Raw genomic sequence first — 17,166 nt, forward strand, 5'->3', positions numbered from 1 at the left:
CGGTCATCTTTCGATGATATGCACGACCTTACGAGTCTGGGGGTCAATCAGTACGGTGCGACCGTCCATTTGGACGTACTGATACTTGTTCGGCAGCGTGTTGTCGGCAAGTGCGCCAGGCTTGAATACGTCCGGAATAATCGCCCCGATCACCAGTTCAAAGTTGGAGGGACGTTCGACTACGACCGGGTTGGTTGTCACATACTCTCGGACTACTGTTTCCTGCTCGGGCGTGACCACAACAGTCTGAGCAGCCGCAATAGCAGTTCCTGCAAGAAGGATGGTAATAGCAATCGTGTTTCGGAAAATCATATCGGTCTCCTGTTTCTAACGTATTGTAAAACCAATGCCGATCGAAAGGGTTCCGAACTATTCAGCGTCTGAAGCAATATGGTTACCGACGCCCGGCGGTACCGGCCAAGCGTCGGTTGCTGTCAACTGGTCATCTACGCAGTTTCGCGGATTTTAAGGATTGCCTCGCGGAATAGAGCGATTGTCTGAGAGCGTTCTGGGCGCCCAGATAAAACTACCACTTCAGTGGAAAAAATATGTCCAATCCGCTGAAGATCGGCAGCAAGTTCACCAAGGTTTCGTCCGTCCTCGATAACTAGAGGCGGAAGCGGTGGTGACGCGACGAACGTGATTTCGAACCTGGTCATTCTGCCTCCTCGGGGTTTGAAAAGAATCAAAGGTAATCAATCGTGGCAGGTGGTGGCAAGAGCGCGAGGCAGGGCGCAGGTCGAGAGCCTCCGCAAAGCGAACGCGCGCAATGGCGGATACGGCATAGGCCGAAGGCTTAACGCCGTTAGAGGTCATGAGGATTCTCGGCTATCGTAGGAGCGGGCGGTACTTGATGCCCGCTCCCAAGACCTTTTGTCAGATATGGGTTAGTCTTTCACTGACCTAAATCGATGCTTCATACACCCTCCCTTTGCCTTTCTCAGTATCTCAGCAATTGATTGCGGAGGCAGTGAGGTACCATTTGCTTGCGCCTTCACCTTCTGCAGGAGCTCCGGCGGTGCGGTCCGTTTCCCGATTGGCTTTGACGTGATAGCTTGCATGTCTGCAACTCTCTCGACTAGCTCAAGATCACGCCGCGTGGCTGTCTCTAACCTGCCTGGAGCTTTCGCCGGCGATCGTGTTGCCGATACCGCCGATGGCAATCCGGCGCGGCTTCATCTCCTCAGGAATCTCTTTTTTGAGCTCGATGACGAGTAAGCCGTTGTCGAGATGCGCATCCATCACCGTCACGTGATCGGCGAGTTCGAACCGATGAACGAAGGGACGCAGCGCCAATCCATGATGAAGGTACTGGAGTTCCTCGTCACCTGACTTGTCGCCTTTGACGACCAACATGTTCGGTTCATGGGTAATAGAAAGGTCATCCTGACCAAAACCCGCCACAGCGATGATGATCCGATATTTATCTTCGCCCACTTTGACGATGTCATAGGGCGGCCATTTGTCCGAACCCTGGGGCTGAGCAGAGTTTTCAAGCAGGTTGAATATGCGGTCGAAACCGACGCTCGACCGATAGAACGGGGAAAAGTCGACGTTGCTTCTCATAGCTAAGTCCTCCTTTGAGCAACATAGAAATGAGGGGCGCCAAGAAGCTTGGCGCTCCCTGACTGTCGGCCCAACCATGCGACCGACGGCAAAAAATTTGGTTATTGAAAAGTGCCCCGTCAAGGTTTTCCGACGGTCCAAGGAAAAATTTTTTCCCCGCTCGGAAACTCACCCAGGATTCAGTTTGTCGGAGTGGAGTAGTCTGGTAGCTCGCTTGGCTCATAACCAAGAGCGTCAGGTTCGAATCCTGCCTCTGCAACTAGATTAGCGCCTGAGTCTTAGGTTTTTCCGGGTTCGCGCTTCTGTTGGGCGGCCAGGCGCCTGCGCTTCATCCTGTCAAATACTATTATGGCGCCCAGAACTACCGGGCTGCCCAGCACCACGAGATACCATAAATAGAGAGTCATTGGTTCCTTATATGGTTCAGATGGTCGAACCTCTGACGCCCTGGAGTGGACAGGCAGTTGCGAAGATTACTATCTGCGTGCTTTTCGGCCACTGACAGACGCATTTATCCTCTCGCAGTCACCGTTGAATTTAATGATTAACTGCTCGGCATCATCCCTATTAAGCTGGAATGCTTCCATCAGGTGATCGACAGTGTACGTTTCTCCAACTTCCCCCGGAGCGCGATTCTTCCAATTGGCTGTTGGCTCTTTATCAGTCATTTCGATTTCCTTCCGCGCGTAACCCGCTTGCGCCTATGATAGCAACGCTTTCTCCCCCTTGGGCGTTCCGCCTCGCTTCGGTCAGTAAGGCCTCCCGCTCAGCGCGCGATTTGTCCTTCAGAAATTTGATTGACGTCTTGGAAATTCGAAATTGGCCGCAGTTAGGGCAGCTAAACTCAATCAAATCTTCTGCTCTCGGAAACACTTCATGAACTGGTTCGTCGCAAATCGGGCAAGAATAGTAGGTTTTGGGCATATCTCCTCCGTGGAAGCTTTGAGTGTACACCCAACACCGGCAATCACCTAAGAAACCGGTGGCCGCTTCGCGAATTACCGAGGTCTTCGAACAGGACGGGCAGCTGGCCCTGCATTAGGTATAGGGAAGTACCGTCCCGCGTCGGGAATGCCGTGGCATGCATCCTCATCCCCATTCGCATTACTCAGACTGCGCAAAGACTGATCGCGTCCGCTCAGGCCAGCAGAGGTGACGCATGCTCAATGACAGCAGACAGGCTTAGACCATGGCATTGAAGACTCTGAAGCCGAGGGTTAGCACCTTGTCCCCAAGGCTGAAGCGATATGCGCCAGGCGATGAGTCTGAGCGCTCACGTTATAGAGACGAAACCCAGGAGTGGCGGAAGTGGTACAAGACTGCCCGTTGGCAGAAGCTCCGGATGAGTATCCTTGTGCGCGATCTGTTCACCTGTGGGATGTGCGCAAAGATAGAGCCTATTACCTCCCAGTTGGTAGCTGACCACAAACTACCCCATCGTGGCAGCGCGTGCCTATTCTGGAAGGACACCAACCTCCAGTGCATATGCAAGACGTGCCACGATAGCGAGAAGCAGAGACAGGAGCGCTTGTCCTACTAAGCGTTCATTGGCGGTCTCATGAGATCATTCTCCAATGGCTTACTAACACAGACGGGGGGTGGTCAAAAGTCTGAAGCTGTTCCCCAGGCTAGACCCGCGTGCCCCGCATGGGCAGATTTTTTTCTGCTGGAGAGTTTGCACCTGCGAACCGAAGAGCGAGCAAGTCAATGACCACCAAAAAAATAGCAGTCAATTGGGCAGAGATCGAGAAGGACTATCGCGCCGGAACCATGGGTATACGGGAGATGGGGCGTTGGTATCAACTTTCCGACACAGCAATTCGCAAGAAGGCGAAGGCTGAGGGATGGGTTCGCAACGCGGCGAATCTTCGTTCGCAGGCGGTTCGCACATCGGAAGTGCACGTAGAGCCAGTCATTATGGCGGGGATTGATGCGACCAAACCAGAAAACATTGTTGGAAAGGGCCGAAACCTTATTGCTCGTCTACTTGAAGAATTGGACGCCGTTACCACGAATAATACCGACCTATCCGAAATGATCGAAGCAGAGGAGAGCGATCCCCGTCGACGAGCTGCCATGTTGAAGGCAATTGATCTGCCAAACAGGGCCAACGTCGTTAAATCACTGGCGACGGCTTTCAAGACCTTCTCCGAAGCGCAGGCTCCGGAAGGTAAGAAAGCTCAACGTCAACACCAAGCTGAGGAAGCGGCTGCGAGTGGCTCCAAATACGCCACGCGGTCCGGTCCGCGATTGGCGATCAATAACACCTGATGGAATGGACGACAGCTTGCCTCGATTGGAACGAGCGTATCGTTGCCAAACGGTCTCTAATCCCATTCTCGCCATTGTTTCCCGACGAGGCCGAACATGCGCTGAACGTTTTCAAATCGCTGCGCGTGGTGGACATTCCCGGGCAACCCACTTTTGGCGAAGTCTCTGAACAATGGGTATTCGATTTCGTCGCTGCAATTTTCGGCTCGAACGATCCAGAGACTGGACACCAGCTTGTCACAGAGTTCTTTCTACTAATCAGTAAGAAGAATGCGAAATCCACCATAGCTGCAGGCATCATGCTTACGGCTCTGATCATTAACTGGCGCCATAATGAAGAGCTTTTAATACTGGCGCCAACGATTGAAGTCGCGCAGAACAGCTACAAGCCGGCTGCCTCTATGGTTCGCGCAGATCCTGAGTTGGAGGAACTCCTCCTTGTCCAGGACCATGTGAGAACAATCACACACCGCGTAACCAAGGCAGCGCTAAAAGTTGTGGCGGCTGACACCGACACGGTTTCCGGCAAGAAGTCGGGTCGAATATTGATCGACGAACTGTGGGTATTCGGAAAACGACCAAATGCCGATTCAATGCTACGTGAGGCAACCGGGGGCCTGGTATCGCGACCAGAGGGCTTTATCATTTCGCTCTCAACGCAGAGCGATGAACCGCCAGCAGGGGTTTTCAAGGCGAAACTGGACTATGCGCGGGATGTGAGGGACGGCCGCATTCAGGACAAGAAGTTCTTGGGCGTACTGTACGAATTTCCCAAATCGATGATCCAGAATGAGGATTATCTCACACCGGCAAACTTTTATGTGACCAATCCGAATCTTGGGCGCTCGGTCCGCCAGGAATGGCTTGAGGACGAACTCCGCAAGGAACTCGCCAAGGGTCCGGAAACTCGTAACGTCTTTCTAGCAAAGCACCTAAATTTAGAAATAGGCCAAAACCTCAGAGCAAACCGTTGGGCTGGGGCCGACTATTGGTCGGCCAGATCTGATACCGCGATTACGCTCGACTACATTCTCGAGAACTGCGACGTGATCGTTCCGGGCATCGACGGAGGTGGCCTTGATGATCTTTTTGGACTCGCCATCGTCGGTCGGCAGAAACTGACAAGAGATTGGCTCTGCTGGTCTCACGCCTGGTGCCATGTCGGCGTGCTCGATCGGCGCAAGTCCATTGCGTCCAAGCTGCGGGACTTCGAGAAGGCGGGCGAACTGACGATCGTCGACGACAAGCTCGATGACCTTTCGGAGATCATCGAGATTATTCAGGACATCAAAGACCGCAACCTCCTCGCCGCGGTGGCAGTGGACCCGGCGGGCTTGGGCGAATTGGTCGACGCTCTCGATGATATCGGCGTAAACGACGAGGCCAAGAACATTATCGGTGCGCCGCAGGGTTACGCCATGATGAATGCAATCAAGACGACTGAGCGAAAGCTGACGAACGGCACGCTGCGCCACTCAGGCTCGGCGCTGATGAACTGGTGTGTTGGCAATCTCAAGATCGAGCCCACGGCTACGGCGATCCGCGCGACGAAACAGAACGCCGGCGACGCAAAGATTGACCCGGTAATGGCGTTGTTCGATGCCGTGACAGTGATGTGCCGCAATCCGGAAGCCAAGCGCGAACCGAAGTATCAGATGATCTTCGCATAGGGAGCACCCTACAATGAACAGAGCTTATTCCATCCTGACCGTGAAAGCGGTCGAGGATGACCGCCGTGTTATCCGCGGGACTGCCACCACACCGACGCCTGACCGGGTCGGCGACATCGTCGAACCTTTCGGTGTCTCCTTCAAGAATCCCATGCCACTGCTGTGGCAACATAAGAGCGACAAGCCTGTCGGCCTCGTGAAGTTCGATAAGCCCACCAAGGACGGGATCACGTTCGAGGCAGAACTTCCCCTGATTGATGAGCCGGGGACGCTCAAGGATCGCGTTGACGAGGCCTGGCAGTCGGTGAAAGCCGGCCTGGTCGCCGCGGTGTCCATTGGTTTCCGGGCAATCGAATACGCATGGATGGACGATGGCGGGATTCGCTTCGTCAAATCCGAAGTTTATGAGCTCTCCTTGGTGACAATACCGGCCAATGCCGACGCCACCATTTCACTGATCAAGTCGATTGATGCCCCAGTGCTTGCCGCGACAGGCAATGAGCCAAAGGACAGCGACCGACCTGTAAAACCCGGCGCTTCGGGTCGAGTAGTCAAAACAACCCCAGACACACCAGACCCGAAGAAAGGGACAGCAATGAAAACCATTGCCGAACAGATCGCTTCGTTTGAAGCAACCCGCGTTGCCAAGGCAGCGCGCATGGAAGAACTGATGAACTCTGCCGCTGAGGAGGGGGTCACCCTCGATGCAGAGCAGACTGAAGAATATGATGGCCTTGAGGCTGACGTGAAGTCGATCGACGCTCACCTTGTGCGTCTTGCAGCTCTCGAAACGTCCAATGCCGCCAAGGCCAAGCCAGTCGGCGACGTGAAGGACCAGCAGACCGGTTCGGATGCTCGCGGCGGCGCGGTTCCTGCCGTTGCAAAGACGGCTCTTCCAAAAGGTACCGCTTTCACGCGGTATGCTATCGCACTTGCACGCGGTAAAGGCAATCTTATGCAGGCCGCAGAAGTGGCCAAGGCTTGGGGCGACACACCGGAAGTCGAGATCGTCCTAAAGGCTGCGGTTGCCGCTGGCACGACTACCGATGCCGATTGGGCAAAGCCGCTCGTCGAATACGCGAACATGACTTCCGAGTTTGTGGAGCTACTGCGTCCGCAGACGATCATCGGCCGCATTCTCAACCTTCGTCGCGTACCCTTCAACATCAAGATTCCGCGCCAGACCGCAGGATCTGCTGCACAGTGGGTTGGGGAGGGCAAACCGAAGCCGGTCAGCGAGCTCGCATTCGATCAGATCACTCTCGGATTCGCGAAGCTCGCCGGTATCGTGGTGCTGACCGATGAACTGGTACGTTTCTCGAATCCCTCGGCTGAAGCGCTGGTCCGCCAGGATCTGATCAACACCATTGTTCAGACGATGGACAAGGACTTCGTTGATCCGGCCAAGGCGGTCTCTGCCGGCGTGTCGCCAGCTTCTATCACCAACGGTGTGACGCCCGTCGTCGCCAGCGGAACAGATGCTGACGCAGTGCGTGCAGACGTCAAAAAACTGTTTGCCAAGTTCCTGGCGGCCAACATGTCCCTTGCAGGGGCGGTGTTTATTATGACCGAAACGCAGGCTCTTGGTCTGGCACTCATGCTGAACCCTCTCGGTCAGCCTGAATTCCCGGGCTTGGCGGTCAATGGCACCAGCGGTGGCACGTTCTTCGGGCTCCCGGTTGTTCTCTCGGAGAACATTCCGGCAAATCCGGGTAGCGGCTCTCCTCTGGTTGGTGCTGGCTCGCGCATCATCCTCGCGAAGGCAACGGAAATCCTGTTGGCGGATGATGGCCAGGTGATGCTCGACGTTTCCCGCGAAGCTTCGCTCGAAATGGACAGTGCACCGACCAGCCCTGTGACTGCATCGACCGTCTTGGTTTCGCTTTGGCAGCACAACATGGTTGGCATCCGTGCAGAGCGGTTCATCAACTGGGCCAAGCGCCGCGCCAACGTCGTGCAGTACATCGACTCGGCGAACTACGGCGGCTGATACAGCGGAACATTTTGAAAGGCCGGGTCCGCCCGGCCTTTCTATCCCCATCGTTCGAGGAGGCCCAGATGAAGCTGATTGCGACCAAGTCCATGACCTATGCCACTCGCCGCCTACAGGCCGGTGAGCAGTTCGAGGCCGGTCCACGCGATGCCAGGCTATTGATTGCGATCAAGAAGGCCAAGCCAGGCGATGGCGATGGTGAAGCCGGCACATCCGTTCCCACCATTCCTGTGCCCGAACCGGTTGGTGAACTCGCGGTATTGCGCGCCGAGTACAAAGCTATTGCGGGCAAGGCTGCGTTCAATGGCTGGAATGCCGGAAAGCTGCGCGAGAAGATCGCTGAAGCCCAGGCAAAGGCCTGATCCATGCGAATTCTCGGCCTCACCATAACCCGCCAGAAGGCGGCGGCAACACTGTCTCCCGTCGACAATCGCGCTGGATGGTGGGGAATAGTGCGTGAATCGTTCGCAGGTGCATGGCAGCAGAATGTTGAAGTGAAGCTGGATACCGTCCTTACCTATTCGACGGTATTTCGCTGCATTTCGCTTATATCATCTGACATTGCCAAGATGCGCATGCGTCTCGTCCAAAAGGATGCGAACGGCATTTGGGATGAGGTGGACAATCCAGCGTTCTCGCCGGTGCTTCGCAAGCCTAACCGTTTTCAGAACCGCATCCAGTTCTATACATCGTGGATGGAAGCCAAGCTGATTCACGGCAACACATATGTGCTGAAACAACGCGATATGCGCGGAATTGTTGTCGCCCTTTATGTGCTCGATCCCCTCCGCGTGAAGCCCTTGGTGGCCGAGGATGGCGCGGTCTATTACGAGATGATGCGCGATGATCTTTCATCGCAGCACGCGAATAACGTGACAGTCCCGGCATCTGAGATCATCCACGATCGTTGGAACACCATCTATCATCCACTGGTCGGAACATCGCCGATATATGCTTGCGGGCTTGCCGCAATTCAGGGCATCCGCATCCAGTCGAACAGCGCGCAGTTCTTCGGCAACGGTTCTAATCCAGGCGGCGTCCTGACCGCTCCCGGCGAGATCGGGCCAGAGACTGCGCAACGTCTCAAAGACCATTGGGACGCGAACTACACCGGCAAGAATGTCGGCAAGGTCGCCGTTCTTGGCGATGGCCTGAAATACGAGGCCATGACCATGAAGGCGACAGACTCGCAGCTCATCGAGCAGCTTAAGTGGACATCCGAGGTCATTTGCTCGGTCTTTGGCGTTCCGGCCTTCAAGGTTGGAGTCGGGCCTGCACCACTGAATAACAATGTGGAGGCGCTCGATGCGCAGTATTATGCGCAGTGCCTCCAAGTCCACATCGAAAGCATCGAACTTTGCCTCGACGAGGGGCTGGGTCTCGATCGAGCCAAGGATGGCAAAACCCTTGGTACTGAGTTCGATCTCGATGATTTGCTGCGGATGGACACGGCCACCCAGATAGAGTCGTTAGCCAAGGCGGTCGGCGGATCGATCATGACGCCAAACGCTGCACTGAGGAAAATGAACCAGCCACCAATCGACGGCGGTAATACGGTTTATATGCAGCAGCAGAACTACAGCTTGGCGGCGCTCAACAAGCGCGATGAGAGCGATCCGTTCGCAAAGGTTGCAGCACCGGTTGCAGCGCCAACTCCACAAAATGACAACGCAGCGGAGGCCGCCAAGGCCCTTGATGAGATACGGAAAGGTTTGGCCTGATGTTTGATGGGAAGGCATTCGGCCAAGAGGTTGTGGAAATCGTCAAAGGGCATGTTGCAAAGGCTGTATCTGCTCTCACCACGCGAATTGACGCGCTGGAGAAGCGCGAGCCCCTGCAAGGCGACAGGGGCTGTGACGGGCAACCGGGGGCCGACGGTGCTCCGGGAAAGAATGGCCTGAACGGCGTCGATGGAAAGGATGGCGCGCCGGGTGCCCCGGGGAGGGACGGCGTCGACGGTGAACACGGTAAAGACGGACAGCCCGGCCGCGACGGCGTCGATGGAAAGGATGGCGCGCCGGGTGCCCCGGGAAGGGACGGCATCGACGGTGTGCCAGGTGAACACGGTAAAGACGGACAGCCCGGCCGCGATGGCGTCGATGGAAAGGATGGTGCGCCGGGACTTGACGGCAATGACGGCGAGCGAGGTGTCGACGGCCGCGACGGAAAAGATGGCGTCGGTCTTGCCGGCGCTCTCATAGACCGTTCCGGCTTCCTGGTCGTTACCCTGACCGATGGAACCACGCGCGACCTTGGTCCCGTTGTCGGGAAAGACGGTCAATCAGGTGAAAAGGGTTTGGATGGTAAGGATGGTGCGGACGGAAAAGATGGGGCGGATGGCCTCGGCTTCGACGACCTCGATGTCGTACATGACGGCGAGCGGGGATTCGCGTTCAAGTTTACGCGCGGCGACGTCGTCAAAAAGTTCAATTTCTCCATTCCCGCAATGATTTATCGGGGTGTTTTCAAGGACGGCACCAACTATTGCCGGGGCGACACCGTCACATGGGGTGGATCACTTTGGCATTGCGACGAAGAAACGATCGATAAACCCGAGCTCAACAAAGCCTGGACGCTGGCAGCCAAGCGCGGCCGTGATGGCAAGCAAGGCGATCGGGGTGGAGAAGGTCAGAAGGGCAAGGATGGCCGTGATGGCCGCGATCTTACCCAGCTTGGTGCCGATGGGAGCAAATGGTAATGGCCGATCTTGCCACACTCGCACAGGTTAAACAGGGGCTGCGTATCGACGTCACCAACACCGACGATGATGCGCTTCTCAACCTGCTGATCAAAGCGGCGTCTGAACGAATTGTAGGCTACATCAAAACGGAAATTCCAGATCCTGTGCCAAATGCCGTCGCTGTCGCGACGATTATTCTCGTCGGATACCTATATCAAAACACCGAAAGCGACCCGGATAAGGCATTTGACCTTGGCACATTGCCGTATCCGGTGACGTCGTTGATTTATCATCTTCGGGATCCTGCGCTTGCATGAGACCCGAGTGGTTTCCGGATTGGACCGGCGAGGATTGCGTAATAGTTGCATCGGGACCGAGCGCGTCTGAACAGCCAATCGAATTGGCTCGGAATCGATGCCGCGTCATCACAATCAACAACAGTTATAGGCTCGCGCCGTGGGCAGACGTTCTGTACGGCTCAGATGCCGAATGGTGGAAAGCAAGCCAGCCGGTATTTGACGGATTGAAGATCAGCCGTTGCACCGTCGACAATGTCCACAGGGTGGAATTGAAAAAGACAGCCAAGGGCGAGTGGCATCACGATCTGGTTCTCTTCGAGCCGGGCATCATTGGTGCCGGCGGTCACGGCGGTTTTCAGGCGCTTGATCTGGCCTATCAGTTCGGGTCGCGCCGAATCGCCCTCGTCGGGTTCGATATGCGTATCGATCTCGGAACTCATTGGCACGGCGATCATGCCAAGCCGTTGCGCAATCCCCATCAAGCCACCGCGGCTATCTGGATTGAGTGCACCGATCGGCAGGCATCCCGCCTGGTGGATGCGGGCGCTTCGGTAACGAATTGCTCTCCGGTATCGGCGCTGAGCGCGTATCCGAAGATGGGATTAGAGCAATGGTTGCTGGCGCAGACATGGCACGCCAACAGGATCGGAAAAGTGACCAATGGCAAAAAAAACTAACGCCGGAAGTCTCTTTTATACAGTCGCCTTCGACAAGCGCGTCCAGACCGACGACGGTTTCGGCAATACTGTGGCCAACTGGCAGGAACAGTTTCAAGCCCGGGCGGCATATCGTCATTTGCGAGGCGGCGAGGCGGTTATCGCTTCTCGACTCCAAGGAAAACACATCCAGGTGGTGACTGTTAGGGCCTATACCGCAACGAAGGCGGTGACGACGGACTTTAGGGTTCGAGACGCCCGAACCGGCCAAACTTTCAACATTCGGGATGTGACGCCGCACCTTGATCGGCAGTTCATCGACTTCCTTATCGAGAGTGGGGTCGCAGATGGTTGATGGTGTGAACGCTCTGACCGCGAAGTTGACGAAGCAAATCCCCGATCGATTGCGGAAATCAGCCATCGCCGCGATGGAAACAGGCGCGGACGAACTCGTTGCCATGATGAAAACGCTTGTGCCGGTCGAAAAGGGTGAACTGCGCGATAGCATTGGCTGGACATTCGGCAAGCCTCCGAAGGGAACTCGGGTTATTGGGCAGACCGATCCGAACTCGGGTGATCCCGTCATCACAATATTCGCTGGCAACGACAAGTCGTTTTACGCTGCCTTTCAGGAGTTCGGAACTGTCAACATGCAGCCGAACCCGTTCTTTTTCACGTCGTGGCGCACGTTGCGTCGTCGCATTCGAGCTCGCATCACGCGCGAAATTAACAAAGCGATCAAGAGTGGCTCGGTATGACGATCAGCGAAGAAATCCAAAAGATGCTTCTGGACACCTTAAAGGGTGATACCACGTTGATGGCTTTGGTGAATGGCGTTTATGACAGTCCGCCCACCGAATCTGTGAGATTTGCCGCTCCGAAAGAGGCTTTCATATCTTTCGGTCCCGCGGATGTGGTTGATGATTTCGCCGAATGCATCGACGGGGAGACACACACCATCCAGCTCGATGTTTGGTCGCGGACGGTTGGCAATATCGGATGCAAGCGGATCGTCGACATCGTCAAATCCATTCTCAATCGAGCAGACCTGTCACTCACTACGAACGCGCTCGTCCAAATCAGAACTCCGCTTGTGCGCGTTTTTCGTGACCCGGACGGGTTAACGAGCCACGGCGTTGTATCGGTCGAAATGATGGTGGAGGTGGCGTGATGGCTTGGGCGATCTTCAATGTAGAAAGCAACTGGTCGCGGCCAAACAGCCGTTATTCGTTCAACGCTCATCCGTCGCCGGATCCCCAAGAGCGTCCGCAGGATTTCATCGACTATTGCGTTGCGAAAGGATGGGCCAAGAAAGTCTCGAGCCCCTCGCGCGATCAGAAGCGCGCTCTTTTGAGCCGTAAGCGGGCGAAATAGCCCATCCCTGAAACCGGGCGTGTAGCCCTTCCTTGGCTGGTACCACCGGCCGCTTAGTTATGGAGAAAGCCCATGGCACGCGCCATTACCGAAAACTTTCATGAGTACGTCGTGGAAGTCGAGTCCGAGACGCCTGGCACTTATGCTGCAATTTGTGGCCTAACCACGCGCGGCATCAATCGGACATCCAATATGAGCACTTCGGAAGTCCCGGATTGTGACAACGAAGCCTTGCCGGCTGCCGTCGAGCGCGCTGTGCAGTCGCAGGAGGTCACTATCAGCGGTTCTGGTGTGTGGGCCTCGCAAAGCCACGAAATGATGATGGACTGGTGGTACTCAGGAGCCACCAAGAACATTCGCATCAAGCACACCAAGGCTGCAGTTGGCGATACCGAGATCGAATCCGGTGCCGCCTATCTGGTGAACCTTAATCATGCTGTTAATCGCGGCGAGAAGGTCACAGCCGAGATTGAAGTCCAGTTCGATGGACTCCCGACGCGTACCGCCAAGGCTGCTTGATGCGGCAGGGTAAGGAGATCGTTTGGCCTGGAGGTGAGCACACCTTCATGCTGAACATCGGCGAGCTGCGGGCGTTGGAGCAAAAGACCAACGCGGGCGCCTTCGTCACGATGACGCGGCTGATCTCGTCCCAGTGGAAGATCGACGATGTAATATCGACGATCCGCCTCGGCCTGGTGGGAGGGGGCATGTCGGAAAGGGATGCCCGTACTTTGGTCGACCACGCGTTCGATCTCGCCAGCGCCTACAAACTGGCGATCACGGCGGCTGTTATCCTCGAACATTCGCTGATGTGGGATGCAAACGACACGCCGGGGGAGCTGGCAGCGGGCGAGGGGAACGAGACCCGGACCCGCTCCCATACGGAATGACGCGGTGGTCGGGCTACTATGCCGCCGGCGCGGCCATGGGCTTCTCTCCCAGGCAAATTGACGAGATGTCGCTGTGGGAGTTTGGTGCTGTGATTGACGGCTACAAAAGAGCCAATGGTGTCGAGGAAGCACCACCCACGATGGCAGACGATCGCCTTTCGGAACTTGGCATTGTCGGATTTTGATCCTTTATGAACGGATTTTGTAATGGCCGATGAAACCGCTAACCGATTGCTTGTGCGCATTGAGGCGTCGCAGGCCAGATTTGAAAAGCAGATGGCTGCCATTGCCAAATCCGCTGCCGGTGGGGCCGACAAGATCGAGCATAGCTTCAAACGGGCAAACGACAATGCTGCCAAATCCGTTGGTGCGACACGTGCCGCGGTGTCGAACCTTTCGTTCCAGCTGAACGATATCGCGCAGGGGCTGGCCTCCGGAACTTCGCCGTTCACGATCATGGTGCAACAGGGCAGTCAGGTCACGCAAGCGCTTCAGGGTGCGGGCGGCGGTGTCGTCGGTGCCGTCAAAGCATTGGGCGGGGCATTCACCACAATGCTCAATCCGGTTTCCCTTGCCACGTTCGCGCTGATAGGACTCGGCGGTGCAGCCATTCAGTGGCTGACTTCTACGGGCGACAAGCTGCCAGACGTCCAGAAGCTGCTGGAAGAGCATGCTCGGCTGATATCGGAGATCGAGAAAGCATATGGCGGAGCCAAGCTTGCGAACACCGATTACACCGAGACGGCGCGTGCCAATCTCGACAAGCAGATTGCAGACCAGAACAAGGCGCTCGATGCCGCGCGCAAGGCTGCAGAAAAACAGGTGCAACAGCAGACGCAAACTGCAACTCCGACACTGACTGGATTTGAATTTTCTGGGGTCGCCGAACGTTTCAAACCATTTGAGGATGCGATAGTGCGCCTCAATCAGCAGATCAAAGAGGGAAAGCCAGATTATGATGCGTTTTACGCGTCCATCCGCAAAATCGCCGAAGGCGACAATACGGGCAAACTCGAAGGGCTCCGCCAGCAGCTGATCGGGATCACCTCGGATGCAGCCAGCGCCACGCAGGCTATTTCCCAGCAAGCATCGTCGGTTTCCAACTCGCAGATTGCATATGGTCAGCTTGCCGATGCGATCAAGAACATTGACGCCGGCACCGCGCGCGGAGAGCTGGAAAGGCTGGAAGTGCAGGCAAAAGCTGGCACAACGACCATAGCTCAGATCGAGCAAACGCTTCGGGAATTGTCGCACGCCAATCCGGATATGTCGGGACCGCTTGGCGCGCTGCAGAGGCTCTTTGATGCTGCGATCAAGACGAACGAAGCCATCGCCAACATCAATCGGGATGGCATGGGCGGGCGTATCACCGGTCCACAGCCTTTGAAGGATCTGAATTTCTCCCAACGGTTCGGCTTCGACGTGCCAGGGCTGGATGCTGCGAATAAAAAGATCGATCGCGAGGCCAAACCAAAGCGGGAAAAAAAGGACCGCGAAGACGAATACGAGCGCTTCACGCGTCGGTTGCGCGAACAGACGGCCGCCACCGAGGAAGAGTACAACGCTCAATCACAGCTCAATCCGCTGATTGACGACTATGGTTATGCGATGGAGGCCGCGAGGCTCTATCAGGAGGGCCTCAATGCCGCCAAACAAGCTGGCCTTAATCTCTCTCCTGCCGAACAGGAAGCGCTCAAACAGACGACCGATGGGTTAGCAGCGCTTCGAGCCGAACAAGAACGCCTTTCGGAAGAGCAGGGGAAGGTAAAACAGTCGTTTCAGGATTGGAACAACACCGCCAAGGATGCTGTTGGTGGCCTTATCTCGGATCTGACAAGCGGGAAGAGTGCAGCTGAATCCTTCGCCAATGCGCTTAAGAAAATCGCTGATCAGCTGATCGAAGTGAGCCTGAATTCTCTCTTTGATCCTAAGGGCGGGCTGATTGGAAGCTCGGGCGGTGGCTTTAACCTCCTCTCGTTGTTCGGTCTCGGGGCTAGCTCTGGCATCCCTGCTTTTGCATCCGGTACGAACAACGCGCCGGGCGGACTTGCCCTCGTCGGTGAACGGGGCCCGGAACTTGTTAATCTGCCGAAAGGCTCGCAGGTGATACCGAGCGTACCCTCGATGAAGGCGCTCGGTCGCGGTGGCGCAGTAAATGTCACCTACGCGCCTCAGAACAATTTCCAGGGCACGAGTGCTGAACTTGCTCAGTTTCGCAGGGAGCAGCTGAGGGACAGGCAGGAATTCTCCGCACGTGTCGTCGATACTGTACGCCGCGCTCAGAAGACGCGAAATCTCAAGAAGTAGCAGGACAAGATGGCGATCACGTTTCCGCTTTCGAGCGACTTCCTACATGACTTCCCCGGCTGGACACTTGATTTCGAACTCATGTGGCGTCAGGAGCAAAGCCGTTCCGCCGGTGGTCGAACCGTGGTCAAGGATCTCGGTTCGCCGCTCTGGAAGATGACGGTTCAGTCAAAGCCTCTCCAGCGTCAGGTTCTCGACACCTGGCGGGCACGTTTCAACGTGCTCGAAAATGGTCTCAATCAGTTCTACGCTTTTCCAAAAAGTCGGTGCTACCCAATCGCTTATCCGGCCGGTGTTGGAATGGGAGTCGTCACGGGTGCCCAGATCGACACCATGGACGCAAGCCGCAAGGCGATCCGGATTAAGAACCTCCCCGCCGGCTACACCGGCAAAGTCGGTGATTACATTCAGATCGGCACCAACAGCCTGCACCAAGTGGCGGAAGATTTCACAGCAAGTGGTGCTGGTCTGACACCCTTGTTCGAAATCCGCCCGCATCTTTGGCCGGCGGCGGCTGTCAATGACGCTGTGAAGGTTACGCGCCCGTCGTGTCTGATGACGCTTGTTCCTGGCTCATTATCGAGCACGGCTGAGTTGAATGGGTTCGGCTCGATTACGTTTCAGGCCATGGAGAGCCGCTGATGCGAAATATCTCGGCTGGCAACCTTGCCCTGATACAGGCGCGTAGAATTGTTGCGCGTGACTTTCTCTGGCTCAAAGCGCGCGCCATCGGGACCGGCGTACCCTTCAATTATGGGTTTTGGTCTGGTGTGGGTGATGTCCAGGTGCAGGTTGTGAATCCTGATACTGGCCTTGCCAACACGCGCAACTTCGAGGGTTCGGGCAGCCTGATCCAGATCAGTGACATCCCGCTCGTTGCCAATATCACAGTTCAGCAGGTGTCAATTTCAATGTCGCAACTCGATCCCGGTGTCGAGAACATCGTGCGCGGTTACGACTTAAAGCAAGCTGGCGTCGAGATTTATCGCGGCTTGTTTGACGTTGCCAGCAGGGAGCTCCTCGTGCCGGCGCTCTGCCGTTTCGTCGGGTTCGTGGATTCGGTAACGATCAATACGCCGGAAGAAAACGGCGACGGCGGCATTGAGCTTGCATGTGTCAGCCACACACAGGAAATGACGCGCGCCAATCCAGACACCCGCTCGAACGATAGCCAAAAGAGGCGCAGCGCCACTGACAACTTTTTTCAGGATGTAACGACTGTCGGCGAGACAGAATTCTTCTGGGGAGCCAAGCAAGGCAAGATAACGACAAAGGCATCCAACCGGCTCAACACCGCAATCGTGTTGAGGGGCATGTGATTAGGCGCGCGGCTGCAAACGACAAGGCTCGTTGCCTTGTCCTGGCGCGCAATTTTCATGCGTCCAGCGGTTTGCCCATTCCCTTCTCACCAGCGCACGCATCATTGTTATTCGACTTGTGCCTCGCAGATGCCGATCGAC

At 56.0% G+C, this 17,166-nt stretch carries 22 protein-coding genes and 1 tRNA gene; 19 read left to right on the top strand and 4 right to left on the bottom strand.

Features of this window, described 5'->3' with window-relative positions; genetic code table 11:
- Positions 1 to 3 precede the first annotated feature (3 nt).
- Both K9U38_RS02080 and K9U38_RS02085 read right to left on the bottom strand, forming a co-directional pair.
- Entirely contained in the window at positions 4 to 312 is a 309-nt protein-coding gene (locus tag K9U38_RS02080) for a DUF1236 domain-containing protein (RefSeq protein WP_224492667.1), read from the bottom strand.
- Positions 313 to 1,089: 777 nt separating this feature from the next.
- Positions 1,090 to 1,566 carry an Hsp20 family protein gene (locus tag K9U38_RS02085; protein WP_224492668.1) on the bottom strand — a complete coding sequence of 159 codons (477 nt, stop codon included), beginning with the start codon at positions 1,564 to 1,566 and terminating at the stop codon, positions 1,090 to 1,092.
- A gap of 185 nt (positions 1,567 to 1,751) precedes the next feature.
- Between K9U38_RS02085 and K9U38_RS02090 the strand changes: the two genes are divergently transcribed.
- Positions 1,752 to 1,825 (top strand) — tRNA-Met (locus K9U38_RS02090).
- A 217-nt stretch (positions 1,826 to 2,042) separates the two neighbouring features.
- Here the strand turns inward: K9U38_RS02090 and K9U38_RS02095 are convergent.
- Positions 2,043 to 2,234, bottom strand: coding sequence for a hypothetical protein (locus K9U38_RS02095; protein WP_224492669.1), 192 nt, complete (start codon positions 2,232 to 2,234; stop codon positions 2,043 to 2,045).
- A 1,039-nt stretch (positions 2,235 to 3,273) separates the two neighbouring features.
- Between K9U38_RS02095 and K9U38_RS02100 the strand changes: the two genes are divergently transcribed.
- The 7 genes from K9U38_RS02100 to K9U38_RS02130 all read left to right on the top strand — a co-directional run bounded on the left by K9U38_RS02100 (position 3,274) and on the right by K9U38_RS02130 (position 10,497).
- Positions 3,274 to 3,837, top strand: coding sequence for a hypothetical protein (locus K9U38_RS02100; protein WP_224492670.1), 564 nt, complete (start codon positions 3,274 to 3,276; stop codon positions 3,835 to 3,837).
- A complete protein-coding gene (locus K9U38_RS02105; protein WP_224492671.1) occupies positions 3,837 to 5,507 on the top strand; it encodes a terminase large subunit in 1,671 nt (556 codons plus the stop codon). Before K9U38_RS02100 ends, K9U38_RS02105 begins: the two co-directional genes overlap by 1 nt.
- A gap of 13 nt (positions 5,508 to 5,520) precedes the next feature.
- Complete coding sequence (locus K9U38_RS02110; protein ID WP_224492672.1) at positions 5,521 to 7,497, top strand: phage major capsid protein; 1,977 nt, start codon at positions 5,521 to 5,523, stop codon at positions 7,495 to 7,497.
- Between the two features lie 68 nt (positions 7,498 to 7,565).
- Positions 7,566 to 7,862: a hypothetical protein gene (locus tag K9U38_RS02115; RefSeq protein ID WP_224492673.1), complete on the top strand. Its 297-nt coding sequence runs from the start codon at positions 7,566 to 7,568 to the stop codon at positions 7,860 to 7,862.
- A 3-nt stretch (positions 7,863 to 7,865) separates the two neighbouring features.
- A complete protein-coding gene (locus K9U38_RS02120; RefSeq protein ID WP_224492674.1) occupies positions 7,866 to 9,221 on the top strand; it encodes a phage portal protein in 1,356 nt (451 codons plus the stop codon).
- Complete coding sequence (locus tag K9U38_RS02125) at positions 9,221 to 10,198, top strand: collagen-like domain-containing protein (protein ID WP_224492675.1); 978 nt, start codon at positions 9,221 to 9,223, stop codon at positions 10,196 to 10,198. Before K9U38_RS02120 ends, K9U38_RS02125 begins: the two co-directional genes overlap by 1 nt.
- Positions 10,198 to 10,497, top strand: a complete 300-nt coding sequence (locus K9U38_RS02130; RefSeq protein WP_224492676.1) for a head-tail connector protein — start codon at positions 10,198 to 10,200, stop codon at positions 10,495 to 10,497. Before K9U38_RS02125 ends, K9U38_RS02130 begins: the two co-directional genes overlap by 1 nt.
- 161 nt (positions 10,498 to 10,658) lie before the next feature.
- Here K9U38_RS02130 and K9U38_RS02135 read toward each other — a convergent pair whose 3' ends face one another.
- Positions 10,659 to 10,919, bottom strand: a complete 261-nt coding sequence (locus K9U38_RS02135; RefSeq protein ID WP_224492677.1) for a hypothetical protein — start codon at positions 10,917 to 10,919, stop codon at positions 10,659 to 10,661.
- Between K9U38_RS02135 and K9U38_RS02140 the strand changes: the two genes are divergently transcribed.
- The 11 genes from K9U38_RS02140 (at position 10,896) to K9U38_RS02190 (ending at position 17,025) form a co-directional block, all read left to right on the top strand.
- A complete protein-coding gene (locus K9U38_RS02140) occupies positions 10,896 to 11,156 on the top strand; it encodes a hypothetical protein (protein ID WP_224492678.1) in 261 nt (86 codons plus the stop codon). The genes K9U38_RS02135 and K9U38_RS02140 overlap by 24 nt on opposite strands.
- Positions 11,140 to 11,490, top strand: a complete 351-nt coding sequence (locus K9U38_RS02145) for a phage head closure protein (protein ID WP_224492679.1) — start codon at positions 11,140 to 11,142, stop codon at positions 11,488 to 11,490. Before K9U38_RS02140 ends, K9U38_RS02145 begins: the two co-directional genes overlap by 17 nt.
- Entirely contained in the window at positions 11,483 to 11,893 is a 411-nt protein-coding gene (locus tag K9U38_RS02150) for an HK97-gp10 family putative phage morphogenesis protein (protein ID WP_224492680.1), read from the top strand. The genes K9U38_RS02145 and K9U38_RS02150 overlap by 8 nt, the downstream gene beginning before the upstream one ends.
- A complete protein-coding gene (locus K9U38_RS02155) occupies positions 11,890 to 12,306 on the top strand; it encodes a DUF3168 domain-containing protein (protein ID WP_224492681.1) in 417 nt (138 codons plus the stop codon). Before K9U38_RS02150 ends, K9U38_RS02155 begins: the two co-directional genes overlap by 4 nt.
- On the top strand, positions 12,306 to 12,509 hold the full coding sequence (locus K9U38_RS02160) for a hypothetical protein (RefSeq protein WP_224492682.1): 204 nt from the start codon (positions 12,306 to 12,308) through the stop codon (positions 12,507 to 12,509). Before K9U38_RS02155 ends, K9U38_RS02160 begins: the two co-directional genes overlap by 1 nt.
- A gap of 72 nt (positions 12,510 to 12,581) precedes the next feature.
- On the top strand, positions 12,582 to 13,028 hold the full coding sequence (locus tag K9U38_RS02165; protein ID WP_224492683.1) for a phage tail tube protein: 447 nt from the start codon (positions 12,582 to 12,584) through the stop codon (positions 13,026 to 13,028).
- Complete coding sequence (locus K9U38_RS02170; protein WP_224492684.1) at positions 13,028 to 13,399, top strand: gene transfer agent family protein; 372 nt, start codon at positions 13,028 to 13,030, stop codon at positions 13,397 to 13,399. The genes K9U38_RS02165 and K9U38_RS02170 overlap by 1 nt, the downstream gene beginning before the upstream one ends.
- On the top strand, positions 13,396 to 13,584 hold the full coding sequence (locus tag K9U38_RS02175) for a hypothetical protein (protein ID WP_224492685.1): 189 nt from the start codon (positions 13,396 to 13,398) through the stop codon (positions 13,582 to 13,584). Before K9U38_RS02170 ends, K9U38_RS02175 begins: the two co-directional genes overlap by 4 nt.
- 22 nt (positions 13,585 to 13,606) lie before the next feature.
- Positions 13,607 to 15,706, top strand: coding sequence for a phage tail length tape measure family protein (locus tag K9U38_RS02180; protein ID WP_224492686.1), 2,100 nt, complete (start codon positions 13,607 to 13,609; stop codon positions 15,704 to 15,706).
- Between the two features lie 9 nt (positions 15,707 to 15,715).
- Positions 15,716 to 16,348, top strand: a complete 633-nt coding sequence (locus K9U38_RS02185; RefSeq protein ID WP_224492687.1) for a hypothetical protein — start codon at positions 15,716 to 15,718, stop codon at positions 16,346 to 16,348.
- Entirely contained in the window at positions 16,348 to 17,025 is a 678-nt protein-coding gene (locus tag K9U38_RS02190; RefSeq protein WP_224492688.1) for a hypothetical protein, read from the top strand. Before K9U38_RS02185 ends, K9U38_RS02190 begins: the two co-directional genes overlap by 1 nt.
- The last annotated feature ends 141 nt before the right edge of the window (positions 17,026 to 17,166 follow it).

The organism is Phyllobacterium lublinensis (assembly GCF_020164435.1).
GTDB lineage: Bacteria > Pseudomonadota > Alphaproteobacteria > Rhizobiales > Rhizobiaceae > Phyllobacterium > Phyllobacterium lublinensis.

Coding starts and splice junctions, on each gene's coding strand:
- K9U38_RS02105 (WP_224492671.1), top strand. CDS start 3,837: ATGGAATGGACGACAGCTTGCCTCGATTGGAACGAGCGTATCGTTGCC.
- K9U38_RS02155 (WP_224492681.1), top strand. CDS start 11,890: ATGACGATCAGCGAAGAAATCCAAAAGATGCTTCTGGACACCTTAAAG.
- K9U38_RS02115 (WP_224492673.1), top strand. CDS start 7,566: ATGAAGCTGATTGCGACCAAGTCCATGACCTATGCCACTCGCCGCCTA.
- K9U38_RS02165 (WP_224492683.1), top strand. CDS start 12,582: ATGGCACGCGCCATTACCGAAAACTTTCATGAGTACGTCGTGGAAGTC.
- K9U38_RS02100 (WP_224492670.1), top strand. CDS start 3,274: ATGACCACCAAAAAAATAGCAGTCAATTGGGCAGAGATCGAGAAGGAC.
- K9U38_RS02085 (WP_224492668.1), bottom strand. CDS start 1,566: ATGAGAAGCAACGTCGACTTTTCCCCGTTCTATCGGTCGAGCGTCGGT.
- K9U38_RS02160 (WP_224492682.1), top strand. CDS start 12,306: ATGGCTTGGGCGATCTTCAATGTAGAAAGCAACTGGTCGCGGCCAAAC.
- K9U38_RS02140 (WP_224492678.1), top strand. CDS start 10,896: ATGCGTATCGATCTCGGAACTCATTGGCACGGCGATCATGCCAAGCCG.
- K9U38_RS02120 (WP_224492674.1), top strand. CDS start 7,866: ATGCGAATTCTCGGCCTCACCATAACCCGCCAGAAGGCGGCGGCAACA.
- K9U38_RS02145 (WP_224492679.1), top strand. CDS start 11,140: ATGGCAAAAAAAACTAACGCCGGAAGTCTCTTTTATACAGTCGCCTTC.
- K9U38_RS02150 (WP_224492680.1), top strand. CDS start 11,483: ATGGTTGATGGTGTGAACGCTCTGACCGCGAAGTTGACGAAGCAAATC.
- K9U38_RS02125 (WP_224492675.1), top strand. CDS start 9,221: ATGTTTGATGGGAAGGCATTCGGCCAAGAGGTTGTGGAAATCGTCAAA.
- K9U38_RS02095 (WP_224492669.1), bottom strand. CDS start 2,234: ATGACTGATAAAGAGCCAACAGCCAATTGGAAGAATCGCGCTCCGGGG.
- K9U38_RS02185 (WP_224492687.1), top strand. CDS start 15,716: ATGGCGATCACGTTTCCGCTTTCGAGCGACTTCCTACATGACTTCCCC.
- K9U38_RS02180 (WP_224492686.1), top strand. CDS start 13,607: ATGGCCGATGAAACCGCTAACCGATTGCTTGTGCGCATTGAGGCGTCG.
- K9U38_RS02175 (WP_224492685.1), top strand. CDS start 13,396: ATGACGCGGTGGTCGGGCTACTATGCCGCCGGCGCGGCCATGGGCTTC.
- K9U38_RS02080 (WP_224492667.1), bottom strand. CDS start 312: ATGATTTTCCGAAACACGATTGCTATTACCATCCTTCTTGCAGGAACT.
- K9U38_RS02135 (WP_224492677.1), bottom strand. CDS start 10,919: ATGAGTTCCGAGATCGATACGCATATCGAACCCGACGAGGGCGATTCG.
- K9U38_RS02110 (WP_224492672.1), top strand. CDS start 5,521: ATGAACAGAGCTTATTCCATCCTGACCGTGAAAGCGGTCGAGGATGAC.
- K9U38_RS02170 (WP_224492684.1), top strand. CDS start 13,028: ATGCGGCAGGGTAAGGAGATCGTTTGGCCTGGAGGTGAGCACACCTTC.
- K9U38_RS02130 (WP_224492676.1), top strand. CDS start 10,198: ATGGCCGATCTTGCCACACTCGCACAGGTTAAACAGGGGCTGCGTATC.
- K9U38_RS02190 (WP_224492688.1), top strand. CDS start 16,348: ATGCGAAATATCTCGGCTGGCAACCTTGCCCTGATACAGGCGCGTAGA.